The following is a 20,917-nucleotide window of genomic DNA, read 5'->3' on the forward strand; positions in this document are numbered from 1 at the left end:
TTCTTTATTGGCATCATTTATTCTCATTGGGAATGCGGCACCTGCGCTCGATGACCTGAAACGTGGTGGCATCAAAGTAACGGCTTGGCCAGATAATTGACGGGTGAACGCCCAGCGCCCCGGCAATGAGCAATTCTCCTTTTGGCCAGGGCCTGGAAAGTGCATTAGAAAGCGTTGAAGAGCTCAGTCCGGCGGATCGTGACACCGCGGCGAGTGTCGTCCCTTTCTTTCTCAGGGCTGCGATAATATCAGCCTGATGCCAGTCATCATTCCTTGTCATCATGGTATTTTCCTTATTTTTAAATCGCTTTTATAAGACTTTCTTTGAAAACATATATTCAATGATTGCTTGGTTGCGCCCAGTTCAATCCTATCAATGTTTCCTAAAAAATATTTTCTGCTCGGATTAAGAAAATACATTCTTATTAGAATTAAAACAAACAAGTAAATTCAGTTTGCTTTTTGGCCTGATAGTCTTTTTTTATCCTATATTTCGAGTTCATTTAATACGAACACGTTATTGAAGTGTTGATAATTTGAACGCAATTATAGATCTGAATGATTTAAAAGAATGAAATAACGATCTTAGTTAATGAATGATGAGGGAGATATGCGCATTACATAAGGTAAAAATATCATTACTATTTGTTTGTAATAGGTTTTTTGTTTAATTAGGCGTGCTGCCCGTCAATCTGATTACATAACTTTCTAAAAAAGACTTTCAAGGGAGATATTCTGTTGTTGATAAACATATTTCATGGAAACATTGTGCGGCAACAGTAGACTCATTCCGAAAAATTGAATATCTTCTTTCCGTTAAATAGGCGTTTTCCTAAATAGTCTGTTTTAATATCTTCTCTAAAATGGGCTTGCAGCGAACAAGGAAAGCATCCGCAGAATTCTCATGGATTTATAACAGCAACCTTTCTTATTGGATTATATGAGAAAGACAAGGATCGTTATGAAAAAAGAGTGGTTTGCAGCAAAGGAACTGACCGGAAAAGATGGCCTTCCTACCTCAACACAGGGCGTGCACGGCATGGCGCGCAGATTATGTTGGATCAAACGGCGCAGACGTGGCGTTCAGGGACGTGCAGTGGAATATCACATTGACAGCCTGCCGGGTAATACCGTCGCCAGTCTGGCAATGAATGAACATTCTGCTGAATATGTTTACACGTCACATCAGGATCTGCTGGCGATCTGGATCGAGAGTTATAAGCAACTCAAGGAGCCTGAGCGCGAAACGATGATCTCTTTTATCGTGAGGGAAGGGGTATCGGAAATACTAAACAGGCTGCGTAAGTCTGACGATTCATAGATTTGCCAGAACTGACGCGCCTGTGCAGACAGGCACGTCAGGAAACATCAGAAATCGCGTTTGACGGCCAGATGCGCCAAACCTTCCAGCGCGGAGCGATATTCAGATTCAGGCAGTACCTGAAGAGCCTGAATCGCTTTGTCAGCTTCTTCTTCAGCACGCTGACGAGTATAAGCCAGAGAACCCCACTGATGCATGGCGGCCAAAACTGGCTCCAGTAAATGGCGCCCGTTGCCTTCTTCGATAGCTTTACGGATCATTGCTGACTGCTCAGCGTCGCCGTGTTGCATGGCATGCAGCAGAGGCAAAGTCGGTTTGCCTTCATCGAGATCGTCACCGGTATTTTTGCCCAGCGTTTCGCCATCGGCGTCATAATCGAGCAAATCATCAATCAGCTGGAATGCCGTGCCCAAATAGCGACCATAATCTTGCAACGCCGTTATTTGTTCGGTGTTCCCGCCAGCCAGCATGGCAGAAGATTGTGATGCCGCTTCGAAAAGACGGGCGGTTTTGCTGTAAATGACCTGCATGTAGCTTTCTTCGGTGATGTCGGGGTCATTGCAGTTAATAAGCTGCTGTACTTCACCTTCTGCAATCACATTCACCGCTTTGGCCATCAGAGCCAGAACCGGCAGTGATTCCAAATCTGTCATCATCTGGAAAGCGCGGGTGTAGATAAAATCACCGACCAGCACGCTGGCGGCGTTTCCGAAAGCGGCGTTGGCCGTTGCTTTTCCACGGCGCATATCAGACTCATCAACCACGTCATCGTGCAGTAATGTCGCGGTATGAATGAACTCAATCAGAGCGGCGACTTTTATGTGTTTATCACCGTCGTAGGATAGTGCTTTGGCTGCCAGTACTGCTATCATCGGACGGATACGTTTGCCGCCGCCACTGATGATGTAGTATCCCAGCTGATTGATGAGAGAAACCTCTGAATTCAACTGCTCAAGGATGGATGCGTTGACCGCAGCCATGTCATCCTGGGTAAGATCGATAATCTGTTCTAGGTTCATTGTGTTTTTTCGGCTGTTTTTCTCTTCGCCGCAATGAGGTCTGGCTCACATTGGCACATGGCGCTAACTGTAATGGGGATTGTACTTGAAAAACAGTGTAGATAAATGATATCGAAAGAACTGCGCTTTTTTTCTTCTTTTGTCGTCATTGTGCTCTTGTCTTATGCTGATTTTTTGCGTAGAATTCGCGCCCTATTGTGAATATTTATAGCGCCCTCTGGACTATACAAAGTTGAGTGCGCGGAAAGCGGAGTTTTATATGTACGCGGTTTTCCAAAGTGGTGGTAAACAACACCGTGTCAGCGAAGGGCAGACTATTCGTCTCGAGAAGCTGGACGTTGCAACTGGCGAAGCTATCGAATTCGATCAGGTTCTGATGATTGCAAACGGTGAAGAAATCAACATCGGCCTGCCATTAGTTGCTGGCGGTGTAATCAAAGCTGAAGTCGTTGCTCACGGTCGTGGCGAAAAGGTCAAAATCGTTAAGTTTCGTCGTCGTAAACACTATCGTAAGCAGCAGGGCCACCGTCAGTGGTTCACTGACGTTAAAATCACCGGCATCAGCGCTTAAGATTAGGAGAGCGGAACAATGGCACACAAAAAGGCTGGCGGCTCCACACGTAACGGTCGCGATTCAGAAGCTAAACGTCTGGGCGTAAAACGCTTTGGCGGCGAAGCAGTACTGGCAGGCAGCATCATCGTTCGTCAGCGCGGCACCAAATTCCACGCTGGTATCAACGTGGGTTGCGGCAAGGACCACACTCTGTTTGCTTTGGCTGACGGTAAAGTCAAGTTCGAAGTTAAAGGCCCGAAAAACCGTAAGTACATCAGCATCGAAGCTGAATAAGTTTTTCGCGTCTTAGTAAATAGATGTAAGCCCCGCAATTCGTTGCGGGGCTTTTTACATTCTGGTTAGCCCATTCTGGCGGGATATGGACACAAAATCACAGGCGTCTGTTGGTATTCTGTTAGCACTGATTACTGCTATGAGTTGGGGTTCTTTACCCATCGCCATGAAGCAGGTGCTGGTGGTAATGGATCCCTTTACTGTGGTTTGGTATCGGTTTTCTCTGGCAGCAATTGTGCTGGGGTGCATTCTGGCTGTGAAGCGCAGATTGCCGCCCAGAACGATTTTTAATCGTCCACGCTGGCTGGTTTTAGTATTGATCGCCACGTGTGGATTACTGGGGAACTTCGTCCTTTTTAGTTCCTCCCTGCAATTCCTAAGCCCGACAGCCTCGCAGGTTATCGGCCAGCTTTCGCCGGTCGGTATGATGTTTGCGAGTGTAATAATCCTGAAAGAAAGGATGCGGATCACGCAGGTTATTGGCGCCATTATGCTGATTTTCGGGCTGGTATTGTTCTTTAATACCAGCTTGATCGAAATTTTTACCCGCCTCACGGATTACACTTTGGGTGTGATTTTTGGTGTCGGGGCAGCCTCGGTTTGGGTGATTTATGGTGTGGCACAGAAAGTATTGCTGCGCCAACTCGCTTCACCGCAGATCCTGTTTTTGCTGTACACTTTATGTTCTATCGCATTGCTCCCGCTGGCTAGCCCGGCGGTGCTTTCACAGCTCAGCGGCTGGCAGTTTGCCTGTCTGTTGTTTTGCGGCGCGAATACCTTAGTAGGATATGGCGCCTTAGCGGAAGCGATGGCGAGATGGCAGGCGGCCCAGGTTAGTGCAATTGTGACGCTGACTCCGCTGTTTACCCTGCTATTTTCAGATTTACTGGCACTTGCCTGGCCCGACTTTTTTGCTGCACCCGTGCTCAATTTTATTGGTTATATCGGGGCAATTGTGGTGGTGGCGGGGGCAATGTTTTCCGCAGTTGGCCATCGCTGGTGGCCACGTCGGACAGAGCAAAACCTGGCAGCTAAACACTAGCTTCCCGGCGAATGATTTACGGAGACGGTACAAATGAAGTTTGTTGATGAAGCCACGATTCTGGTTGTGGCCGGAGATGGCGGTAACGGGTGCGTCAGCTTCCGCCGCGAAAAATACATCCCTCGTGGCGGCCCTGATGGCGGTGACGGCGGTGACGGCGGTGACGTTTACCTGCTGGCTGATGAAAACCTCAATACGCTGATCGATTTCCGTTTTGTGAAATCTTATCGTGCTGAGCGCGGCACCAACGGTCAGAGCAGCGACTGTACCGGTAAACGCGGTAAAGATATCACCATTAAAGTGCCTGTCGGAACGCGTGTTCTGGACCAAAGCACTGGTGAAGTGCTGGCAGATATGACCCAAAATGGTCAGATCAATATGGTCGCTAAAGGCGGTTTCCACGGTTTGGGTAACACCCGTTTCAAGTCTTCCGTGAACCGTTCACCGCGCCAGAAAACCATGGGTACCAAAGGTGAAGAACGTGATATCGCACTCGAGCTGATGTTGTTAGCCGATGTGGGGATGTTGGGCTTGCCAAATGCGGGCAAATCTACATTTATCCGCTCAGTGTCTGCTGCAAAACCGAAAGTTGCTGACTATCCGTTTACGACTTTGGTTCCAAGCCTGGGCGTTGTGCGTATGGATCACGAACAAAGCTTCGTGGTTGCCGACATTCCGGGGTTGATCGAAGGCGCTTCTGAAGGTGCCGGCCTCGGTATCCGCTTCCTGAAGCACCTTGAGCGTTGCCGCGTTCTGCTGCACCTGATTGACATTGCGCCAATCGACGAATCTGATCCGATCGAAAATGCTAAAGTTATCATCAACGAACTGAAGCAATACAACGCCAAACTGGCTGAAAAGCCGCGTTGGTTAGTATTCAACAAAGTTGATCTGATCGAAAAAGAAGAAGCAGAAGCACGTGCTAAAACGATCGCTGAGGCTTTGGGCTGGGAAGGTAATTACTACCTGATTTCCGCCGCTAACCGCGAAGGCGTTAACGCACTGTGCTGGGATGTAATGAAATTCATCAATGAAAATCCTAAGCACATGGCTGTTGAAGCTGCTGTGCCTGAGAAAGTTGAGTTCATGTGGGATGATTATCACCGTGAACAGCTGGCTGAAGTTGAATCTGAAGCCGACGACGACTGGGATGATGACTGGGATGAAGATGACGACGAAGGCGTTGAAATCATTTACGAACGTTAATCCCTGCCTGGCGTTGTGCGTATAGCGAAAAGGCTGCCTGATATGGCAGCCTTTTTTAATGGTTTTTTAAAGAGAAGGGAGCGTGAGCGAATTCTGTATTGCCACATGTGGCAACCAGCATTGCGCGCTGAGCCCTTTTTCCGCCACACGATTGCGGAGCGCCAGAGTACCGCCATGTAAATTCGCAATGCGTATAACGATATTTAGCCCTAATCCACTGCCACCATACCGCTGATCACCTCGTTTGAAGGCTTGCGTCAGTTCACTGGCTTTGGCTTCATCAATCCCCGGACCTTCATCATTAATCTGTATCAGAAAGCCGTTGTTCTGCGGCTCAATCACGATGGTAATTTCGCTGCTCTCCGGCCCGTAACGGTAAGCATTTTCCACCAGATTACGCACCATTAGCCGGAGTAGTACTGCATCACCCTGAATCTCAGCACGGGAAGGCATCTGTACAATCAGTTGCTGCTGACGATCGGCAAGCATCTCACTCAGCTCTTCCCGGAGAGGTTCGACGACGTTACTCACCAGATCGACCTGCTGGTATTCACCTTTTGCAAAATTTTGCCCGGCGCGCGAAAGCATCAGCAATTGTTCAATGGTGTGCATTAACAGATCGATACGGCTTATCAGCGTATCGCTGCCATCGACACCATTTTTTTGCATGATTTCAAGATGCAGCCGGACGCCAGCCAGCGGAGTTCTCAGCTCATGTGCAGCATCGGCGGTGAACAGCCGTTCCTGCTGTATGGTATTGGAAAGACGGGAAAATAGCTGGTTGAGCGTGTTGGTCACCGCCACCACTTCACGGATTTCTGTATTGAGTGGCAGGGGTGTCAGGTTATCCGCAGAACGGGTTTCCAGACGCTTTTGCAACTGATTAAGTGGCCTGATAATCCAGCTGATGGCCCAGAAAGATAAAACCAGGGTAATCGTCATCATCAGCAAAGAGGGCGCAATCAGGGACGCGATAGCTTCCGCAATCTCTTTCTCAACGTGAGCATTGCGGACTTTTGCGGAAAGCGTGTCATTCACCAGCAGGTTGATCTGCTCCTGGCTTTCATGCCAGAGCCAGAAAACGCTGGTGAGCTGGGTGACGAAAAGGATCAGGGCCAGCATAACCAGCAGGCGGCGGCGCATACTGGTCATGGTAAAACTTCCAGCCGATAACCAATGCCGCGAACTGTGCGAATCAGCTCTTTACCCAATTTCCGCCGCAGATTATGCACATGAACTTCCAGCGTATTGGATCCTAAATCGTCCTGCCAGGTGTAGAGATCTTGCTGAAGCAATTCGCGATTGACGGTCTGCCCGGCGCGCATCATCAGACGGGATAAAATGGCGAACTCTTTAGGTGTGACTTCTACCGGTGAATCGCCCAGATAGGCCTGCTGAGACGAAAGGTTGATGGTCAGGTTCCCGACAGTTATCTGATTGTCGCTTTGCCCCTGATAACGGCGGATGAGTGCCCGGACGCGGGCCTGTAATTCCACCAGAGCAAAAGGTTTGATCAGATAGTCATCCGCACCGGCATCGAGACCATCAACACGGTCTTCCAGCGCATCGCGGGCAGTGAGAATCAGTACGGGAAGGGAAATATTTTGACGTCGCCACTGGCGCAGCAGCGTTGCGCCATCTTTATCCGGCAATCCTAAATCCAGGATCACCAGACTGTACTGGCTGGTTTGAATCAGACTTTGCGCTTCAGCGGCTGTAGAAGCGCAGTCGCAAACATAATTATCACTGGTAAGTGCCAGAGATAATCCCTGCCGTAAAAGTTCATCATCTTCAACTATCAGCAGTTTCATCGTCTGGCACGGCTCCGTGGTTAATTATTTTGGTAAATGTCCCTGTAGAGACGGCTCTCAAAGCGCACCAGCGGAGCACGTCTTGTGCGCTGGTCTTCAGGCGGAACCGCGTAACCGGAGAGGAACTGGACAAATGCCATGCGCTGTCCGCTGGCCGTGGTGATAAAGCCCGCCAGATTATATACGCCAGCCAGTGAACCGGTTTTCGCCGACACTTTGCCATCTACGCCCGCTTCATGAAGACCGCCGCGATATTGCAAGGTTCCGTCATGGCCCGCTAAAGGCAGCATAGAGATAAAGTCTAACTCTTTATCGTGCTGCGCGATGTATTGCAGCACCTGCATCATGGTAGCCGGAGACAACAAGTCATGGCGGGAAAGGCCGGAGCCATCAACCTGAATTGAGTTACCCAAATCCACGCCTGCTTTCTGACGCAGAATCTGACGAACTGCATCAGAACCCGCACGCCAGGTTCCCGGAACGCCAAAGCGCTGATGACCGATTGTACGGAAAACAGTATCGGCGATCATGTTGTCAGATTTTTTCAGCATCTGATGCAGTAAATCATGCAGCGGAACGGACTGCGTTTGAGCGAGCACGGTTCCGGCAGGCGTTTGCTGAGTCTGGCGTTTTAGCGTGCCATCAATCTGGATATCGGCTTGCAGCAATTCGTCTTTCAGAATTGCGCCCGCATAGCTGGCCCCATCCTGAATGGCGAAAGCCAACGGCAAAGGCTCGCTGCGCTGGGTCAGACAACCTGTCAGGGTATAACGGTTAAGCTCGCCCGGCACGACGTCCAGCTCACAGTACTGGGCATCTGGCGAGCCTTTTGCCAGAGTGCGCACTTCGCTAAACATATGAACAGGGTAATAAGATGCCACGCGGATAAAGGCATTTTCGTCCGGTTTCGGGGCGCTGTAGAGGGAAACAGAGAAACAGTTTCTGTCGACTATTGCCGCCGCCGGTGGTGCGCTGAAGCACTGGGTAATGTCGTTCCAGGGCCAGCCGGGAGCTTTATCGTGGCTGGCAAACACAGAGGTGTTAATAACCACATCGCCACTGATCTCTTTGATACCCTGTTTTTTTAGCACCGCGACCATATTCCGAATATTCTGACGTTTCAGTGTCGGATCGCCGGAAAAACGAGCAACCAAATCACCTTTCAGAACGCCATCAGAAACTGAACCCGGAGTTTCGAGTGTGGTGGTGAAGCGGAAATCGGGGCCGAGCTGCAAAAGAGCTGCCAACGCCGTGAGAATCTTCATTGTACTGGCAGGCAGAGCCATCTGCGAACCGTGATAATCAAGCACGGGTGCAGGGGCGCCGATTTTCTGTACCAGCACAGCCAGATTCGTGCCGTCCGGCAGATATTCTGTGTAATTCTCGATCTGGGCCGCATTTGTATTCAGAACAAACGCGCATGCTAATCCACTGACAATTCGTAAAAAACGCATTATTTTGAGTAAAGGCTCTGGGTAACGGCAGGATAAAGTGGTGCCATACTACGATGCTACGAACCAAGGCGCAACGTGGCTGAAAGTAAACAATGATCCTCAAGGAACTCTACGTTAAAATACGAATCATAATGCAAAATGAATCCTGGCCTGGTGGCAACCCCGGGTGAGGTTTTTTTTGTTTTTCGCCAGAGAGAGTCGGTCAGAAGAGCTGGCTTAATTTCTTACCTGATTCAATCAGGACGGTGTTTACCGAAAGGACAAAGTTAGAGGTAATAATATATGAAACCGATTCCGATGACGTTGCGTGGCGCAGAAAGATTACGTGAAGAACTGGACCATCTAAAGGGTGTCCGTCGTCCGAAAATCATCGCAGATATTGCCACTGCACGTGAGCATGGCGACCTGAAAGAAAATGCTGAATACCATGCCGCCCGTGAGCAGCAAGGTTTTTGTGAAGGTCGCATCCAGGAAATTGAAGCCAAGCTTTCAAATGCCCAGGTTATTGATGTCACTAAAATGCCGGCAACCGGTCGTGTCATTTTTGGCGCAACAGTGAAGGTGCTGAACCTGGATACAGAAGAAGAACAGTCTTACCGCATTGTGGGTGATGACGAAGCTGATTTTAAGCAGAATCTGATTTCTGTGAACTCACCGATTGCACGTGGTTTGATCGGTAAAGAACAGGATGATGTGGTCGTTATCAAAACGCCTGGCGGTGATGTTGAGTTCGAAGTCCTGAAGGTCGAATATCTCTAAAAATCTGCATTAAAAAGGGCGAAACGCGTTGTTTCGCCCTGTAAATCTCACATTCATGCAGTGAATTGCTTCACAGTAAATTGAAAACTAAAGTAAAAAGGCCACCTGAGGCCTTTCCCTGAACGTGATTTCGTGGCACCTTTCCGAAAATCTAAAGCGCTTTTCGTTAAACCTTAACGGATTAACGCGGTAAGATAATTTTGCGGTCTTCGGTAGAAGGGCGATAAAGTACCAGCATATTGCCGATGACTTGCACATTACACGCCTTGGTTTCACGCACAATTGCGTCTACGATCAAGGTCTTCGTTTCGCGTTCTTCTGCCGCGACTTTTACCTTGATCAGCTCGTGATGCTGCAGCGCCTGTTCAATTTCGGCCAGCACGCCTTCAGTCAGGCCGTTGTTACCCAGCATGACAACCGGTTTTAGTGGATGTGCCAGACCTTTCAGGTACTGTTTTTGTTTATTGTTAAGATTCATCGTCTTTTTTGCTTAAGTTGGGATTGAAAACGGGTCATTCTACCGCCATCTCATGTATATCACCAACCCGGACTGCTCCGGGAAGGGAATTATACTGACTTAGCCATAGACGTCATGATGCTAACAGCTTGTTCCAAAAGCTCTAACTCAGGGTGGTTGGAAAACTATATGGTTATTAAATAATGTCTAATAAGAAGCGTTCTGCAAGTTCCAGTCGCTGGTTGCAGGAACACTTTAGCGATAAATATGTGCTACAAGCACAGAAAAAAGGCCTGCGTTCCCGTGCCTGGTTTAAACTTGATGAAATCCAGCAAGGCGATAAGCTGTTTAAACCGGGTATGACAGTCGTCGATTTAGGTGCCGCACCGGGCGGTTGGTCGCAGTTTGCGGCGACCCAAATCGGCAACAAAGGGCGAATTATTGCCCTGGACCTTTTACCTATGGATCCTATTGTTGGAGTCGATTTCCTTCAGGGGGATTTTCGTGATGAATTAGTTCTCAAAGCGCTGCTCGAACGCGTGGGAGAAAACAAAGTTCAGGTGGTCATGTCCGATATGGCCCCGAATATGAGCGGTACTCCGGCAGTCGATATTCCAAAATCGATGTATCTGGTTGAGTTAGCGCTGGATATGTGTCGGGATGTATTAGCACCAGGCGGAAGTTTCCTGGTGAAGGTGTTTCAGGGAGATGGCTTTGATGAATACCTGCGGGAAATTCGCTCCCTGTTTACGAAGGTGAAGATTCGTAAGCCAGACGCTTCCCGAGCACGTTCGCGAGAAGTGTACATCGTAGCGACAGGGCGGAAAGAGTAGTACCCTAACGCTGTTTGTTAACACAGTTGTAATATGAGGTTAATCCCTTGAGTGACATGGCGAAGAACCTGATCCTCTGGTTAGTCATCGCGGTTGTATTGATGTCTGTATTTCAGAGTTTTGGGCCCAGCGAGTCGAATGGCAGTAAGGTGGATTACACTACCTTTACTACCGAAGTGGCCCAAGACCAGGTTCGTGAAGTACGTATCAATGGGCGTGCGATTGACGTAACCAAAAAAGACAGCAGCAAGTACACAACCTATATCCCGGTAAATGACCCTAAATTACTGGATACGCTGCTGAGCAAAAACGTGAAAGTTGTTGGCGAACCGCCTGAACAGCAGAGTTTCCTCGCAACTATCTTTATTTCATGGTTCCCGATGCTGCTCCTGATTGGCGTCTGGATATTCTTTATGCGACAAATGCAGGGTGGCGGTGGCAAAGGTGCAATGTCCTTTGGCAAAAGCAAAGCCCGCATGCTGACGGAAGACCAAATCAAAACCACATTCGCTGATGTTGCAGGTTGCGACGAAGCGAAGGAAGAAGTGAGCGAACTGGTAGATTACCTGCGCGAGCCGAGCCGTTTCCAGAAACTGGGCGGTAAAATTCCTAAAGGCGTTCTGATGGTCGGTCCTCCGGGTACCGGTAAAACCTTGCTGGCTAAAGCCATTGCAGGTGAAGCGAAAGTTCCGTTCTTTACTATTTCCGGTTCAGACTTCGTCGAAATGTTCGTGGGTGTGGGTGCATCTCGTGTGCGTGACATGTTCGAACAGGCGAAGAAAGCCGCTCCATGTATCATCTTCATCGATGAAATTGACGCCGTTGGCCGTCAGCGTGGTGCAGGTTTAGGCGGTGGTCACGATGAACGTGAACAAACGCTGAACCAGATGTTGGTTGAGATGGATGGCTTCGAAGGTAACGAAGGTATTATTGTCATTGCCGCGACCAACCGTCCGGACGTTCTTGACCCGGCATTGCTGCGTCCAGGTCGTTTCGACCGTCAGGTTGTGGTTGGCTTGCCAGACGTTCGTGGCCGTGAACAGATTCTGAAAGTTCACATGCGTCGCGTTCCTTTAGCCACTGATGTTGATGCTTCTGTGATTGCCCGTGGTACACCTGGCTTCTCCGGTGCTGACCTGGCAAACCTGGTCAACGAAGCTGCGCTGTTCTCCGCACGTGGTAACAAACGCGTGGTGTCTATGGTTGAGTTCGAAAAAGCCAAAGACAAAATCATGATGGGTGCAGAACGTCGCTCCATGGTGATGACAGAATCGCAGAAAGAATCGACCGCGTATCATGAAGCAGGCCACGCCATTATTGGCCGTCTGGTTCCTGAACACGACCCGGTACATAAAGTGACGATTATTCCTCGCGGACGTGCATTAGGTGTGACCTTCTTCCTGCCTGAAGGCGATGCTATCAGCGCCAGCCGTCAGAAACTCGAAAGCCAGATTTCTACCTTGTACGGTGGCCGTCTTGCTGAAGAGATCATCTACGGCGTGGAAAAAGTGTCTACCGGTGCGTCTAACGACATTAAAGTTGCAACGTCGATTGCCCGTAACATGGTGACGCAGTGGGGTTTCTCAGAGAAATTAGGTCCGTTACTGTATGCAGAAGAAGAAGGCGAAGTCTTCCTCGGTCGTTCAGTGGCGAAAGCTAAACATATGTCTGATGAAACAGCCCGTATCATCGACCAGGAAGTAAAATCACTGGTTGAGCGTAACTATGTGCGTGCACGTACTTTGCTGATGGAAAACATGGATATCCTTCATTCAATGAAAGATGCCCTGATGAAATATGAAACCATCGATGCACCACAAATTGACGACCTGATGAACCGTACAGAAGTTCGCCCGCCAGCAGGCTGGGACGATGCAAACGGTAAAAACGGTAACGGCAATTCTAACGACGGTGGTGCGCCAAAAGCCCCAACGCCAGTTGACGAACCTCGTACGCCAAATCCAGGCAACACGATGTTTGAGCAATTCAGCGGCAAATAAGCTGCTGGTTAGCAAATAATGCATAACTCTCAAACCCCGGGCTTGCCCGGGGTTTTTTATGCGTGCATTCTTTCCCCCGGAATTTAGATCCTGCTATTACTGATTGACCAGAAGGGACATGACTTATGCACCTCACCGCCAGAGAGTCGACGCTGGACCTCACCTTTCCCCAGGTAATGGGGATCCTGAATGTTACTCCTGATTCCTTTTCGGATGGTGGCCGCCATAACACGCTGGAACTGGCCATCCGGCACGCGCAGATGATGGTAGATGCAGGTGCCACGCTCCTTGATATCGGCGGCGAATCAACACGTCCGGGTGCAGCTGAAGTGAGCGAAGATGAAGAACTGGCCCGCGTGGTGCCGGTCGTCGAGGCGATTGCCCGGCGTTTTGATGTTTGGATCTCAGTCGATACCTCGAAGGCTGCAGTGATCCGCGAATCTGCTAATGCGGGCATGCATTTGATCAACGATATTCGTTCGTTGCAGGAACCGGGAGCCCTGGCGGCAGCGGCGGAAACTGGTTTGCCCGTTTGCCTGATGCATATGCAGGGTGACCCGAAAACGATGCAGCATTCTCCGCACTACGGGGATGTGGTTGCTGAAGTTGAGCTGTATCTTGCCGGGCAAATTACGCGTTGTGTGAACGCCGGTATTCCTAAAAATAAATTGTTACTCGACCCCGGCTTCGGTTTCGGTAAAAATCTGGAACACAATTACCAGATGCTCGCCCGACTGGCAGAATTCCATCATCTGGGATTACCGCTCCTGGTGGGTATGTCGCGAAAATCCATGGTGGGGCAACTGCTGCATGTGTCTCCTGAGAAGCGGGTTACCGGAAGTGTCGCCTGTGCCGTCATCGCGGCCATGCAGGGCGCTCAGATAATCCGGGTACATGATGTAAAAGAAACCGTTGAAGCGATGCGTATCGTTGAAGCCACACTTTCTGCAAGGAATAAAAAATAACTATGAGCAACCGTAAATACTTTGGGACAGATGGCATTCGTGGAAAAGTAGGCGATAGCCCGATTACACCTGATTTTGTTCTGAAACTCGGCTGGGCTGCCGGTAAAGTGCTGGCACGACACGGTTCGCGCAAAGTCATCATCGGCAAAGACACCCGCATTTCCGGTTATATGCTGGAATCTGCACTGGAAGCCGGGCTGGCTGCGGCCGGGCTGTCGGCTTCTTTCACCGGGCCTATGCCAACGCCAGCGGTTGCTTACCTCACAAGAACATTCCGTGCAGAGGCGGGGATTGTTATCTCTGCATCGCATAACCCTTACTACGACAACGGCATCAAGTTTTTCACCATCGACGGGACGAAACTGCCGGATGAAGTTGAAGAGGCTATTGAAGCCGAGCTGGAAAAACCCCTGACCTGTGTAGAATCTGCCGAATTGGGCAAAGCCAGCCGTATCGTTGACGCAGCAGGCCGTTATATCGAATTTTGCAAAGGTACATTCCCGAGCGAACTGAGCCTGAATAGCCTCAAAATTGTGGTCGACTGTGCCAATGGCGCAACCTATCACATTGCCCCAAGCGTGCTGCGCGAACTGGGTGCTAAAGTGATTGCGATCGGCTGCGAGCCTGACGGCATGAACATCAATGAAGAATGCGGTGCGACAGATGTACGTCAGTTGCAAAAACGCGTTCTGGCAGAAAAAGCTGACCTCGGTCTGGCATTTGATGGCGACGGTGACCGTTTGATCATGGTTGACCACGAAGGCAACAAGGTCGATGGCGACCAGATCCTTTACATCATTGCGCGCGAAGGTTTGCGCCAGGGGCAGCTGAAAGGCGGCGCCGTGGGCACGCTGATGAGCAATATGGGGCTGGAACTGGCGCTCAAACAGCTGGGCATTCCGTTCACCCGCGCTAAAGTCGGCGACCGCTACGTGCTGGAAAAAATGCAGGAGAAAGGCTGGCGTATCGGCGCGGAAAACTCAGGTCACATTATCCTGCTGGATAAAACCACTACAGGCGATGGCATCGTAGCCGGTTTGCAAGTGCTCACTGCGATGGTTCGCAACCATATGAGCCTTCACGATCTTTGCAGTGGCATGAAGTTATTGCCGCAAATTTTGGTGAATGTTCGTTTTGCCGGGGAACACGATCCGCTGGAATCCGACGACGTCAAAAAAGTGACTGCCGAAGTGGAAAAAGAGCTGGGTGGTCGCGGCCGTGTGCTGTTACGTAAATCTGGCACCGAACCATTGCTGCGCGTGATGGTTGAAGGCGAAGACGCGGCACTGGTCGAAAAACTGGCGAATCGTATCGCCGATGCCGTAAAAGCCGTGAAGCCGTAAGCCGTAAGCCGATAAAAAACGGTGAATTTTCATTTTTTCGCCGCCGCTTTTTTTTGGTAGCGGCGTAAAATGAATCACTTTGGTTGTTTTGACGGATATTTGACGATTTTTTCCGCAAACGAACAATCTGATGAAAATTGCCCTTGCGCGGTAATACGGCTTTGGTTAGTATTCACACCCGCTTCAGTGGGTCCTTGAATGACCTGCTAAATTGGTGAGAAGCAATTGGCATGCGGTGAACCCGCGAGGATACAGGTACTACTATGTACGACGCTCTTCTGGTGATTTTCCTTATCGTAGCAATCGGCCTTGTGGCTCTGGTTATGCTGCAACAGGGTAAAGGCGCTGATATGGGAGCCTCTTTCGGAGCAGGTGCTTCTGGCACATTGTTCGGTTCGAGTGGTTCCGGTAACTTCATGACCCGCATGACAGGCATTTTGGCCGCACTGTTCTTTATCATTAGTTTGATTCTTGGGAACATGAGTACCAATAAAGGCCAAAAAGGTAGTGAGTGGGAAAACTTAAGTCAGCCAGCGCAAACTGAGCAGACAACTGCACCGGCCGCTCCAGCAGCGCCTAACAGTGACGTTCCTCACTAAGCAGTAAACTTCTTATCAAAAGAAGCAGAGTTTTAAACAGTGGCTTGTGCTTGGACAGTATGAGCGATTGTGAAAAAAAGAGTGCCGAGGTGGTGGAATTGGTAGACACGCTACCTTGAGGTGGTAGTGCCCGAATGGGCTTACGGGTTCAAGTCCCGTCCTCGGTACCAATCTTTATGATAACTTGCTTTTAAGCGGTTATCGGCGTAGTATTTGCCACGTTTTCGGACGCGGGGTGGAGCAGCCTGGTAGCTCGTCGGGCTCATAACCCGAAGGTCGTCGGTTCAAATCCGGCCCCCGCAACCACTTTCCCTAAGTGTTTATTTCAAATAGACTTTCAGTATCTTCCTGTGATGTTCTGCAGTTCCAATTTGAAAGCTTCAATTTGAAAATAATACTTTGCGAAAGTTGTACCGAAGCCGCCTGTGCGGCAAATAGGGTCCAGTTGCATAAAGCCCCGATTTATCGGGGTTTTTTGTTATTTGGCAACAGAATCACTGGGCTATTTAGCCCTTTTTTTATGTCTTGGGGGTGGGCTTGTCCACATTAGAACAAAAATTAACAGAGCTGATTTCAGCACCAGTCGAGGCACTTGGCTTTGAGCTGGTGGGCATCGAGTTCGTTCGGGCTCGCCAATCGACGTTGCGCATCTATATTGATAGTGACGCCGGGATCAATGTTGATGATTGTGCTGATGTCAGCCACCAGGTGAGCGCTGTGCTGGACGTAGAAGATCCAGTCACCGTCGCCTACAACCTGGAAGTTTCCTCTCCAGGCCTTGATCGTCCTATGTTCACCGCTGAACATTATCAACGTTTCCTCGGTGACGAAGTTAGCATTGTCCTGCGAATGGCTGTGCAGAACCGTCGCAAATGGCAGGGCATTATCAAAGCTGTCGAAGGCGAAATGATCACGGTGACAGTGGAAGGGAAAGATGAAGTGTTCGCACTGAGCAACATCCAGAAAGCGAACCTGGTACCCCACTTTTAAAGAGTTTGGAAGAGGCAACTAGGATGAACAAAGAGATTCTGGCTGTTGTAGAAGCAGTTTCTAATGAAAAATCCCTCCCGCGCGAGAAGATTTTTGAAGCGCTGGAAATTGCATTATCAACAGCGACCAAGAAAAAATACGAGCAGGAAATCGAAGTCCGCGTCAGCATTGACCGCAAAACCGGTGACTTTGATACCTTCCGTCGTTGGGTTGCAGTCGACGAAGTGACTCAGCCTACCCGCGAGATCACCCTCGAGGCCGCACAATACGAAGATCCGTCCATCGAGCTTGGCGGATACATCGAAGACCAAATTGAATCAGTCACTTTCGACCGCATCACCACGCAGACTGCTAAACAAGTTATCGTACAAAAAGTACGTGAAGCAGAACGTGCAATGGTGGTTGAGCAATTCCGCGAACAGCAGGGCGAAATCGTCACTGGTGTCGTTAAAAAGGTAAACCGCGACAGCATCGCACTGGATTTAGGCAGCAATGCTGAAGCCGTTATCCTGCGTGAAGACATGCTTCCGCGTGAAAACTTCCGCTCTGGCGACCGTATCCGTGGCGTGCTGTATGATGTTCGTCCGGAAGCGCGTGGCGCTCAGCTGTTTGTCAGCCGTTCACGTAACGAAATGCTGATCGAACTGTTCCGCATCGAAGTTCCAGAAATCGGTGAAGAGCTGATTGAGATTAAAGCGGCAGCCCGTGATCCGGGTTCCCGTGCAAAAATCGCAGTGAAAACCAACGATAAACGTATCGACCCGGTAGGTGCCTGTGTCGGTATGCGTGGCGCACGCGTTCAGGCCGTATCCAGTGAACTGGGCGGTGAACGTATCGATATCATCCTTTGGGATGACAATCCTGCGCAATTCGTGATCAACGCTATGGCGCCGGCAGACGTCGCTTCCATTGTTGTTGATGAAGATAAATGCACCATGGATATCGCCGTCGAAGCCAGCAACCTGGCACAGGCGATTGGCCGTAATGGTCAGAACGTGCGTTTGGCCTCCCAATTGTTGAAACAGCATCGTGGTGATGACAAATGGGAACTGAACGTGATGACAGCAGACGACCTGCAAGCCAAGCATCAGGCTGAGGCACACGCTGCGATTGATACCTTCACGAAATACCTGGCCATTGATGAAGATTTTGCCACGGTTCTGGTAGAAGAAGGTTTCTCTACGCTTGAAGAATTGGCTTATGTGCCAGTCAACGAACTGCTTGAAATCGACGGCCTGGATGAAGACACCGTGGACGCGCTGCGCGAACGTGCAAAAGAAGCGCTGACCACCATTGCTTTAGCCCAGGAAGAAAGTCTCGGTGATAAAAAGCCTGCTGATGATCTGCTGAACCTGGCGGGTCTGGAACGTAGCATGGCATTTAAACTGGCTGCCCAAGGGGTTTGTACGCTGGAAGATCTTGCCGAGCAGGGTGTCGACGATCTGGCTGATATTGAAGGTCTTACTGACGAGCGGGCTGGTGAACTTATCATGGCTGCGCGCAATATCTGCTGGTTTGGCGACAACGCGTAATAAACTGTAGCAGGAAGGAACAGCATGACAGATGTAACTGTAAAATCGCTGGCGGCAGAGATTCAGACACCGGTAGATCGCCTGGTACAGCAATTCGCTGATGCAGGGATCTCGAAGTCCGAATCTGACTCTGTGACCCAGCAAGAAAAAGAAACATTGTTGGCGCATCTGAATGGTGGAAACGCAGGTGCGACAAACAAACTGACGTTACAACGCAAAACGCGTAGTACACTGAATATTCCGAGCACCGGCGGGAAGAGTAAATCGGTGCAAATCGAGGTCCGCAAGAAACGCACTTATGTTAAACGTGATATGACCGAGGCAGAAATTGCCCAGGCCGAAGCGGAAGAGCAGGCGAAGCGTGACGCGGAAGAACAGGCACAGCGTGTAGCAGCAGAGCAAGCCCAGCGCGAAGCTCAGGAAAAAGCCAAGCGCGCCGCCGAAGAGCAAGCTAAACGTGAGGCCGCTGATAAAGCTAAGCGTGACGCAGCGGAAAAAGATAAAGTGACGAATCAACATACCGACGAAGTAACCAAACCAGCTCAGGCAGAGAAAGCACGCCGTGAAGCTGAAGCCGCAGAGCTGAAACGCAAAACGGAAGAAGAAGCCCAGCGTAAGCTTGAAGAAAACGCCAAGCGCATTGCAGAAGAAGCCCGTAAAATGGCTGACTCTGGTGTCTGGACTGAAACTGTTGCGCCAAGCGAATCAGAATCTGCTGACTATCATGTCACCACTTCTACCCATGCCCGTGCTGCTGAAGACGAGAACGACGCCAAAGTTGAAGGCGAACGTCGTAGCCGTACCCGCGGTGGCAAGGCGACCAAACAGAAGAAAGGCAACAAGCTGTCCGAATCTAAAGCGGATCGCGAAGAAGCCCGTGCTGTTGGCCGTAATGGTAAAGGCAAACGCAAACCAAGCACTCTGCAACAGAGCTTCAACAAGCCTGTTGTTGCAGTGAACCGTGACGTTGTGGTGGGTGAAACCATTACCGTTGCCGAACTGGCAAACAAAATGGCCGTTAAAGGTTCTCAGGTCATCAAAACGATGATGAAACTGGGCGCCATGGCCACCATCAACCAGGTTATTGATCAGGAAACTGCTCAGCTGGTTGCTGAAGAAATGGGTCACAAAGTTATCCTGCGTCGTGAGAACGAGCTGGAAGAAGCGCTGATGAGCGACCGCGATACGGGCGCATCTGCTGCTGCCGAGCCACGTGCTCCGGTTGTCACCATCATGGGTCACGTTGACCACGGTAAAACTTCCCTGCTTGACTACATTCGCTCAACGAAAGTTGCTGCGGGCGAAGCTGGCGGTATTACCCAGCACATCGGTGCTTATCACGTAGAAACCGAAAACGGTATGATCACCTTCCTGGATACTCCGGGACACGCCGCATTTACATCAATGCGTGCTCGTGGTGCTCAGGCTACGGACATCGTGGTTCTGGTTGTTTCTGCCGATGATGGCGTGATGCCACAAACGATCGAAGCAGTTCAGCATGCGAAAGCGGCTGGCGTGCCAATCGTCGTTGCAGTCAACAAAATTGATAAGCCAGACTCTGATCCGGATCGCGTTCGTACCGAACTGTCTCAGTACGGCGTTATGCCGGAAGAGTGGGGCGGTGAGTCTCAGTTCATCCACGTTTCTGCGAAAGTCGGTACTGGTATCGACGATCTGCTGCAAGCCATCTTGCTGCAAGCTGAAGTTCTTGAACTGAAAGCTGTTCGCACCGGTATGGCCAGTGGTGTTGTGATCGAATCCTTCCTTGATAAAGGTCGTGGTCCGGTTGCTACCGTTCTGGTTCAGGAAGGTACGCTGAATAAAGGCGACATCATTCTGTGTGGCTTCGAATACGGCCGTGTCCGTGCGATGCGTGACGAAATGGGTCGTGACATTCTGTCAGCAGGTCCTTCTATCCCTGTCGAAGTTCTGGGTCTGTCCAGCGTTCCGGCTGCGGGTGATGAAGTGACCGTTGTTCGTGACGAGAAGAAAGCTCGCGAAGTTGCTCTGTATCGTCAGGGTAAATTCCGCGAAGTTAAACTGGCTCGCCAGCAGAAATCTAAACTGGAGAACATGTTCGCGAACATGACCGAAGGTGAAGTTTCTGAACTGAACATCGTGCTGAAATCTGACGTACAGGGTTCTTGCGAAGCGATTTCTGATGCATTGCAGAGCTTGTCTACCGACGAAGTGAAAGTCAAAATTGTGGGCATGGGCGTAGGTGGTATCACCGAAACTGATGCAACGCTGGCTGCTGCTTCCAACGCGATCATCCTGGGCTTCAACGTCCGTGCAGATGCTTCTGCCCGCCGTGTCGTAGAAAGCGAAAGCCTGGATCTGCGTTACTATTCCGTTATCTATAACCTGATTGACGAAGTTAAGCAGGCGATGAGCGGTATGTTGGCGCCAGAGTACAAACAGCAAATCATCGGCCTGGCTGAAGTTCGTGACGTGTTCAAGTCACCTAAATTCGGCGCAATTGCAGGTTGTATGGTTACTGAAGGTATGATCAAGCGTAACAACCCAATCCGTGTACTGCGTGATAACGTGGTGATCTACGAAGGCGAGCTGGAATCCCTGCGTCGCTTCAAAGATGACGTTGCTGAAGTTCGTAACGGCATGGAATGTGGTATCGGCGTTAAGAACTACAACGATGTGCGTGCTGGCGATGTGATCGAAGTCTTCGAAATCATCGAGATTAAACGTACTATCGCTTAACGTTTGCGAAGTAGCTGATAT

The 20,917-nt window shown here is 50.0% G+C and carries 20 protein-coding genes and 2 tRNA genes; 16 read left to right on the forward strand and 6 right to left on the reverse strand.

Annotation, left to right across the window (positions count from 1 at the left end):
* Positions 1–13 precede the first annotated feature (13 nt).
* Positions 14–283, reverse strand: coding sequence for a helix-turn-helix transcriptional regulator (locus KWG64_RS13360; protein ID WP_195813592.1), 270 nt, complete (start codon positions 281–283; stop codon positions 14–16).
* Positions 284–961: 678 nt separating this feature from the next.
* On the opposite strand from KWG64_RS13360, the gene KWG64_RS13365 reads away from it, so the two are divergent.
* Positions 962–1,321: a DNA-binding protein gene (locus KWG64_RS13365; protein ID WP_218522159.1), complete on the forward strand. Its 360-nt coding sequence runs from the start codon at positions 962–964 to the stop codon at positions 1,319–1,321.
* A gap of 47 nt (positions 1,322–1,368) precedes the next feature.
* Here the strand turns inward: KWG64_RS13365 and ispB are convergent, their stop codons facing one another.
* A complete protein-coding gene (ispB, locus tag KWG64_RS13370) occupies positions 1,369–2,340 on the reverse strand; it encodes an octaprenyl diphosphate synthase (RefSeq protein ID WP_152325297.1) in 972 nt (323 codons plus the stop codon).
* Positions 2,341–2,599: 259 nt separating this feature from the next.
* Between ispB and rplU the strand changes: the two genes are divergently transcribed.
* From rplU to cgtA, 4 genes are all read left to right on the forward strand, one after another.
* Entirely contained in the window at positions 2,600–2,911 is a 312-nt protein-coding gene (rplU, locus tag KWG64_RS13375) for a 50S ribosomal protein L21 (RefSeq protein WP_013573804.1), read from the forward strand.
* An 18-nt stretch (positions 2,912–2,929) separates the two neighbouring features.
* A complete protein-coding gene (gene rpmA, locus KWG64_RS13380) occupies positions 2,930–3,187 on the forward strand; it encodes a 50S ribosomal protein L27 (protein WP_013573805.1) in 258 nt (85 codons plus the stop codon).
* Positions 3,188–3,272: 85 nt separating this feature from the next.
* A complete protein-coding gene (locus KWG64_RS13385; RefSeq protein WP_218522160.1) occupies positions 3,273–4,229 on the forward strand; it encodes a DMT family transporter in 957 nt (318 codons plus the stop codon).
* Between the two features lie 33 nt (positions 4,230–4,262).
* Positions 4,263–5,435 carry an Obg family GTPase CgtA gene (gene cgtA, locus KWG64_RS13390; protein WP_152325295.1) on the forward strand — a complete coding sequence of 391 codons (1,173 nt, stop codon included), beginning with the start codon at positions 4,263–4,265 and terminating at the stop codon, positions 5,433–5,435.
* A gap of 66 nt (positions 5,436–5,501) precedes the next feature.
* Here cgtA and pmrB read toward each other — a convergent pair whose 3' ends face one another.
* From pmrB to dacB, 3 genes are read right to left on the reverse strand one after another with little or no spacing between them, the layout of a single operon-like run.
* Positions 5,502–6,587 carry a two-component system sensor histidine kinase PmrB gene (pmrB, locus tag KWG64_RS13395; RefSeq protein ID WP_195813594.1) on the reverse strand — a complete coding sequence of 362 codons (1,086 nt, stop codon included), beginning with the start codon at positions 6,585–6,587 and terminating at the stop codon, positions 5,502–5,504.
* On the reverse strand, positions 6,584–7,246 hold the full coding sequence (pmrA, locus tag KWG64_RS13400; RefSeq protein ID WP_195813595.1) for a two-component system response regulator PmrA: 663 nt from the start codon (positions 7,244–7,246) through the stop codon (positions 6,584–6,586). The genes pmrB and pmrA overlap by 4 nt, the downstream gene beginning before the upstream one ends.
* 20 nt (positions 7,247–7,266) lie before the next feature.
* Positions 7,267–8,700: a serine-type D-Ala-D-Ala carboxypeptidase gene (gene dacB / locus KWG64_RS13405; protein ID WP_218522161.1), complete on the reverse strand. Its 1,434-nt coding sequence runs from the start codon at positions 8,698–8,700 to the stop codon at positions 7,267–7,269.
* A 282-nt stretch (positions 8,701–8,982) separates the two neighbouring features.
* On the opposite strand from dacB, the gene greA reads away from it, so the two are divergent.
* A complete protein-coding gene (gene greA / locus KWG64_RS13410) occupies positions 8,983–9,459 on the forward strand; it encodes a transcription elongation factor GreA (RefSeq protein WP_152325291.1) in 477 nt (158 codons plus the stop codon).
* Positions 9,460–9,640: 181 nt separating this feature from the next.
* Here greA and yhbY read toward each other — a convergent pair whose 3' ends face one another.
* Positions 9,641–9,937: a ribosome assembly RNA-binding protein YhbY gene (gene yhbY, locus KWG64_RS13415; RefSeq protein WP_095923662.1), complete on the reverse strand. Its 297-nt coding sequence runs from the start codon at positions 9,935–9,937 to the stop codon at positions 9,641–9,643.
* Between the two features lie 182 nt (positions 9,938–10,119).
* Between yhbY and rlmE the strand changes: the two genes are divergently transcribed.
* The 10 genes from rlmE to infB all read left to right on the forward strand — a co-directional run bounded on the left by rlmE (position 10,120) and on the right by infB (position 20,896).
* The gene (rlmE, locus tag KWG64_RS13420; RefSeq protein WP_152325290.1) at positions 10,120–10,749 is read left to right on the forward strand and encodes a 23S rRNA (uridine(2552)-2'-O)-methyltransferase RlmE; all 630 of its coding nucleotides are present in this window, start codon (positions 10,120–10,122) and stop codon (positions 10,747–10,749) included.
* 56 nt (positions 10,750–10,805) lie between these two features.
* Positions 10,806–12,749 carry an ATP-dependent zinc metalloprotease FtsH gene (ftsH, locus tag KWG64_RS13425; protein ID WP_165059684.1) on the forward strand — a complete coding sequence of 648 codons (1,944 nt, stop codon included), beginning with the start codon at positions 10,806–10,808 and terminating at the stop codon, positions 12,747–12,749.
* 125 nt (positions 12,750–12,874) lie between these two features.
* Positions 12,875–13,714 (forward strand): dihydropteroate synthase, encoded by an 840-nt coding sequence (gene folP / locus KWG64_RS13430; protein WP_218522162.1) that lies wholly within the window; start codon positions 12,875–12,877, stop codon positions 13,712–13,714.
* A gap of 2 nt (positions 13,715–13,716) precedes the next feature.
* On the forward strand, positions 13,717–15,057 hold the full coding sequence (gene glmM / locus KWG64_RS13435) for a phosphoglucosamine mutase (protein ID WP_152325287.1): 1,341 nt from the start codon (positions 13,717–13,719) through the stop codon (positions 15,055–15,057).
* A 263-nt stretch (positions 15,058–15,320) separates the two neighbouring features.
* The gene (secG, locus tag KWG64_RS13440) at positions 15,321–15,656 is read left to right on the forward strand and encodes a preprotein translocase subunit SecG (protein WP_101078321.1); all 336 of its coding nucleotides are present in this window, start codon (positions 15,321–15,323) and stop codon (positions 15,654–15,656) included.
* Positions 15,657–15,739: 83 nt separating this feature from the next.
* Positions 15,740–15,826, forward strand: a tRNA-Leu gene (locus tag KWG64_RS13445).
* A 59-nt stretch (positions 15,827–15,885) separates the two neighbouring features.
* Positions 15,886–15,962, forward strand: a tRNA-Met gene (locus KWG64_RS13450).
* Positions 15,963–16,193: 231 nt separating this feature from the next.
* On the forward strand, positions 16,194–16,646 hold the full coding sequence (gene rimP / locus KWG64_RS13455; RefSeq protein WP_157825410.1) for a ribosome maturation factor RimP: 453 nt from the start codon (positions 16,194–16,196) through the stop codon (positions 16,644–16,646).
* A gap of 23 nt (positions 16,647–16,669) precedes the next feature.
* Positions 16,670–18,178 carry a transcription termination factor NusA gene (gene nusA / locus KWG64_RS13460; RefSeq protein ID WP_152325286.1) on the forward strand — a complete coding sequence of 503 codons (1,509 nt, stop codon included), beginning with the start codon at positions 16,670–16,672 and terminating at the stop codon, positions 18,176–18,178.
* 24 nt (positions 18,179–18,202) lie between these two features.
* Positions 18,203–20,896 (forward strand): translation initiation factor IF-2, encoded by a 2,694-nt coding sequence (gene infB, locus KWG64_RS13465; RefSeq protein WP_195813598.1) that lies wholly within the window; start codon positions 18,203–18,205, stop codon positions 20,894–20,896.
* Positions 20,897–20,917 lie beyond the last annotated feature (21 nt).

This window comes from Rahnella sp. PD12R (genome assembly GCF_019200965.1).
Taxonomy (GTDB): Bacteria; Pseudomonadota; Gammaproteobacteria; order Enterobacterales; family Enterobacteriaceae; genus Rahnella; species Rahnella laticis.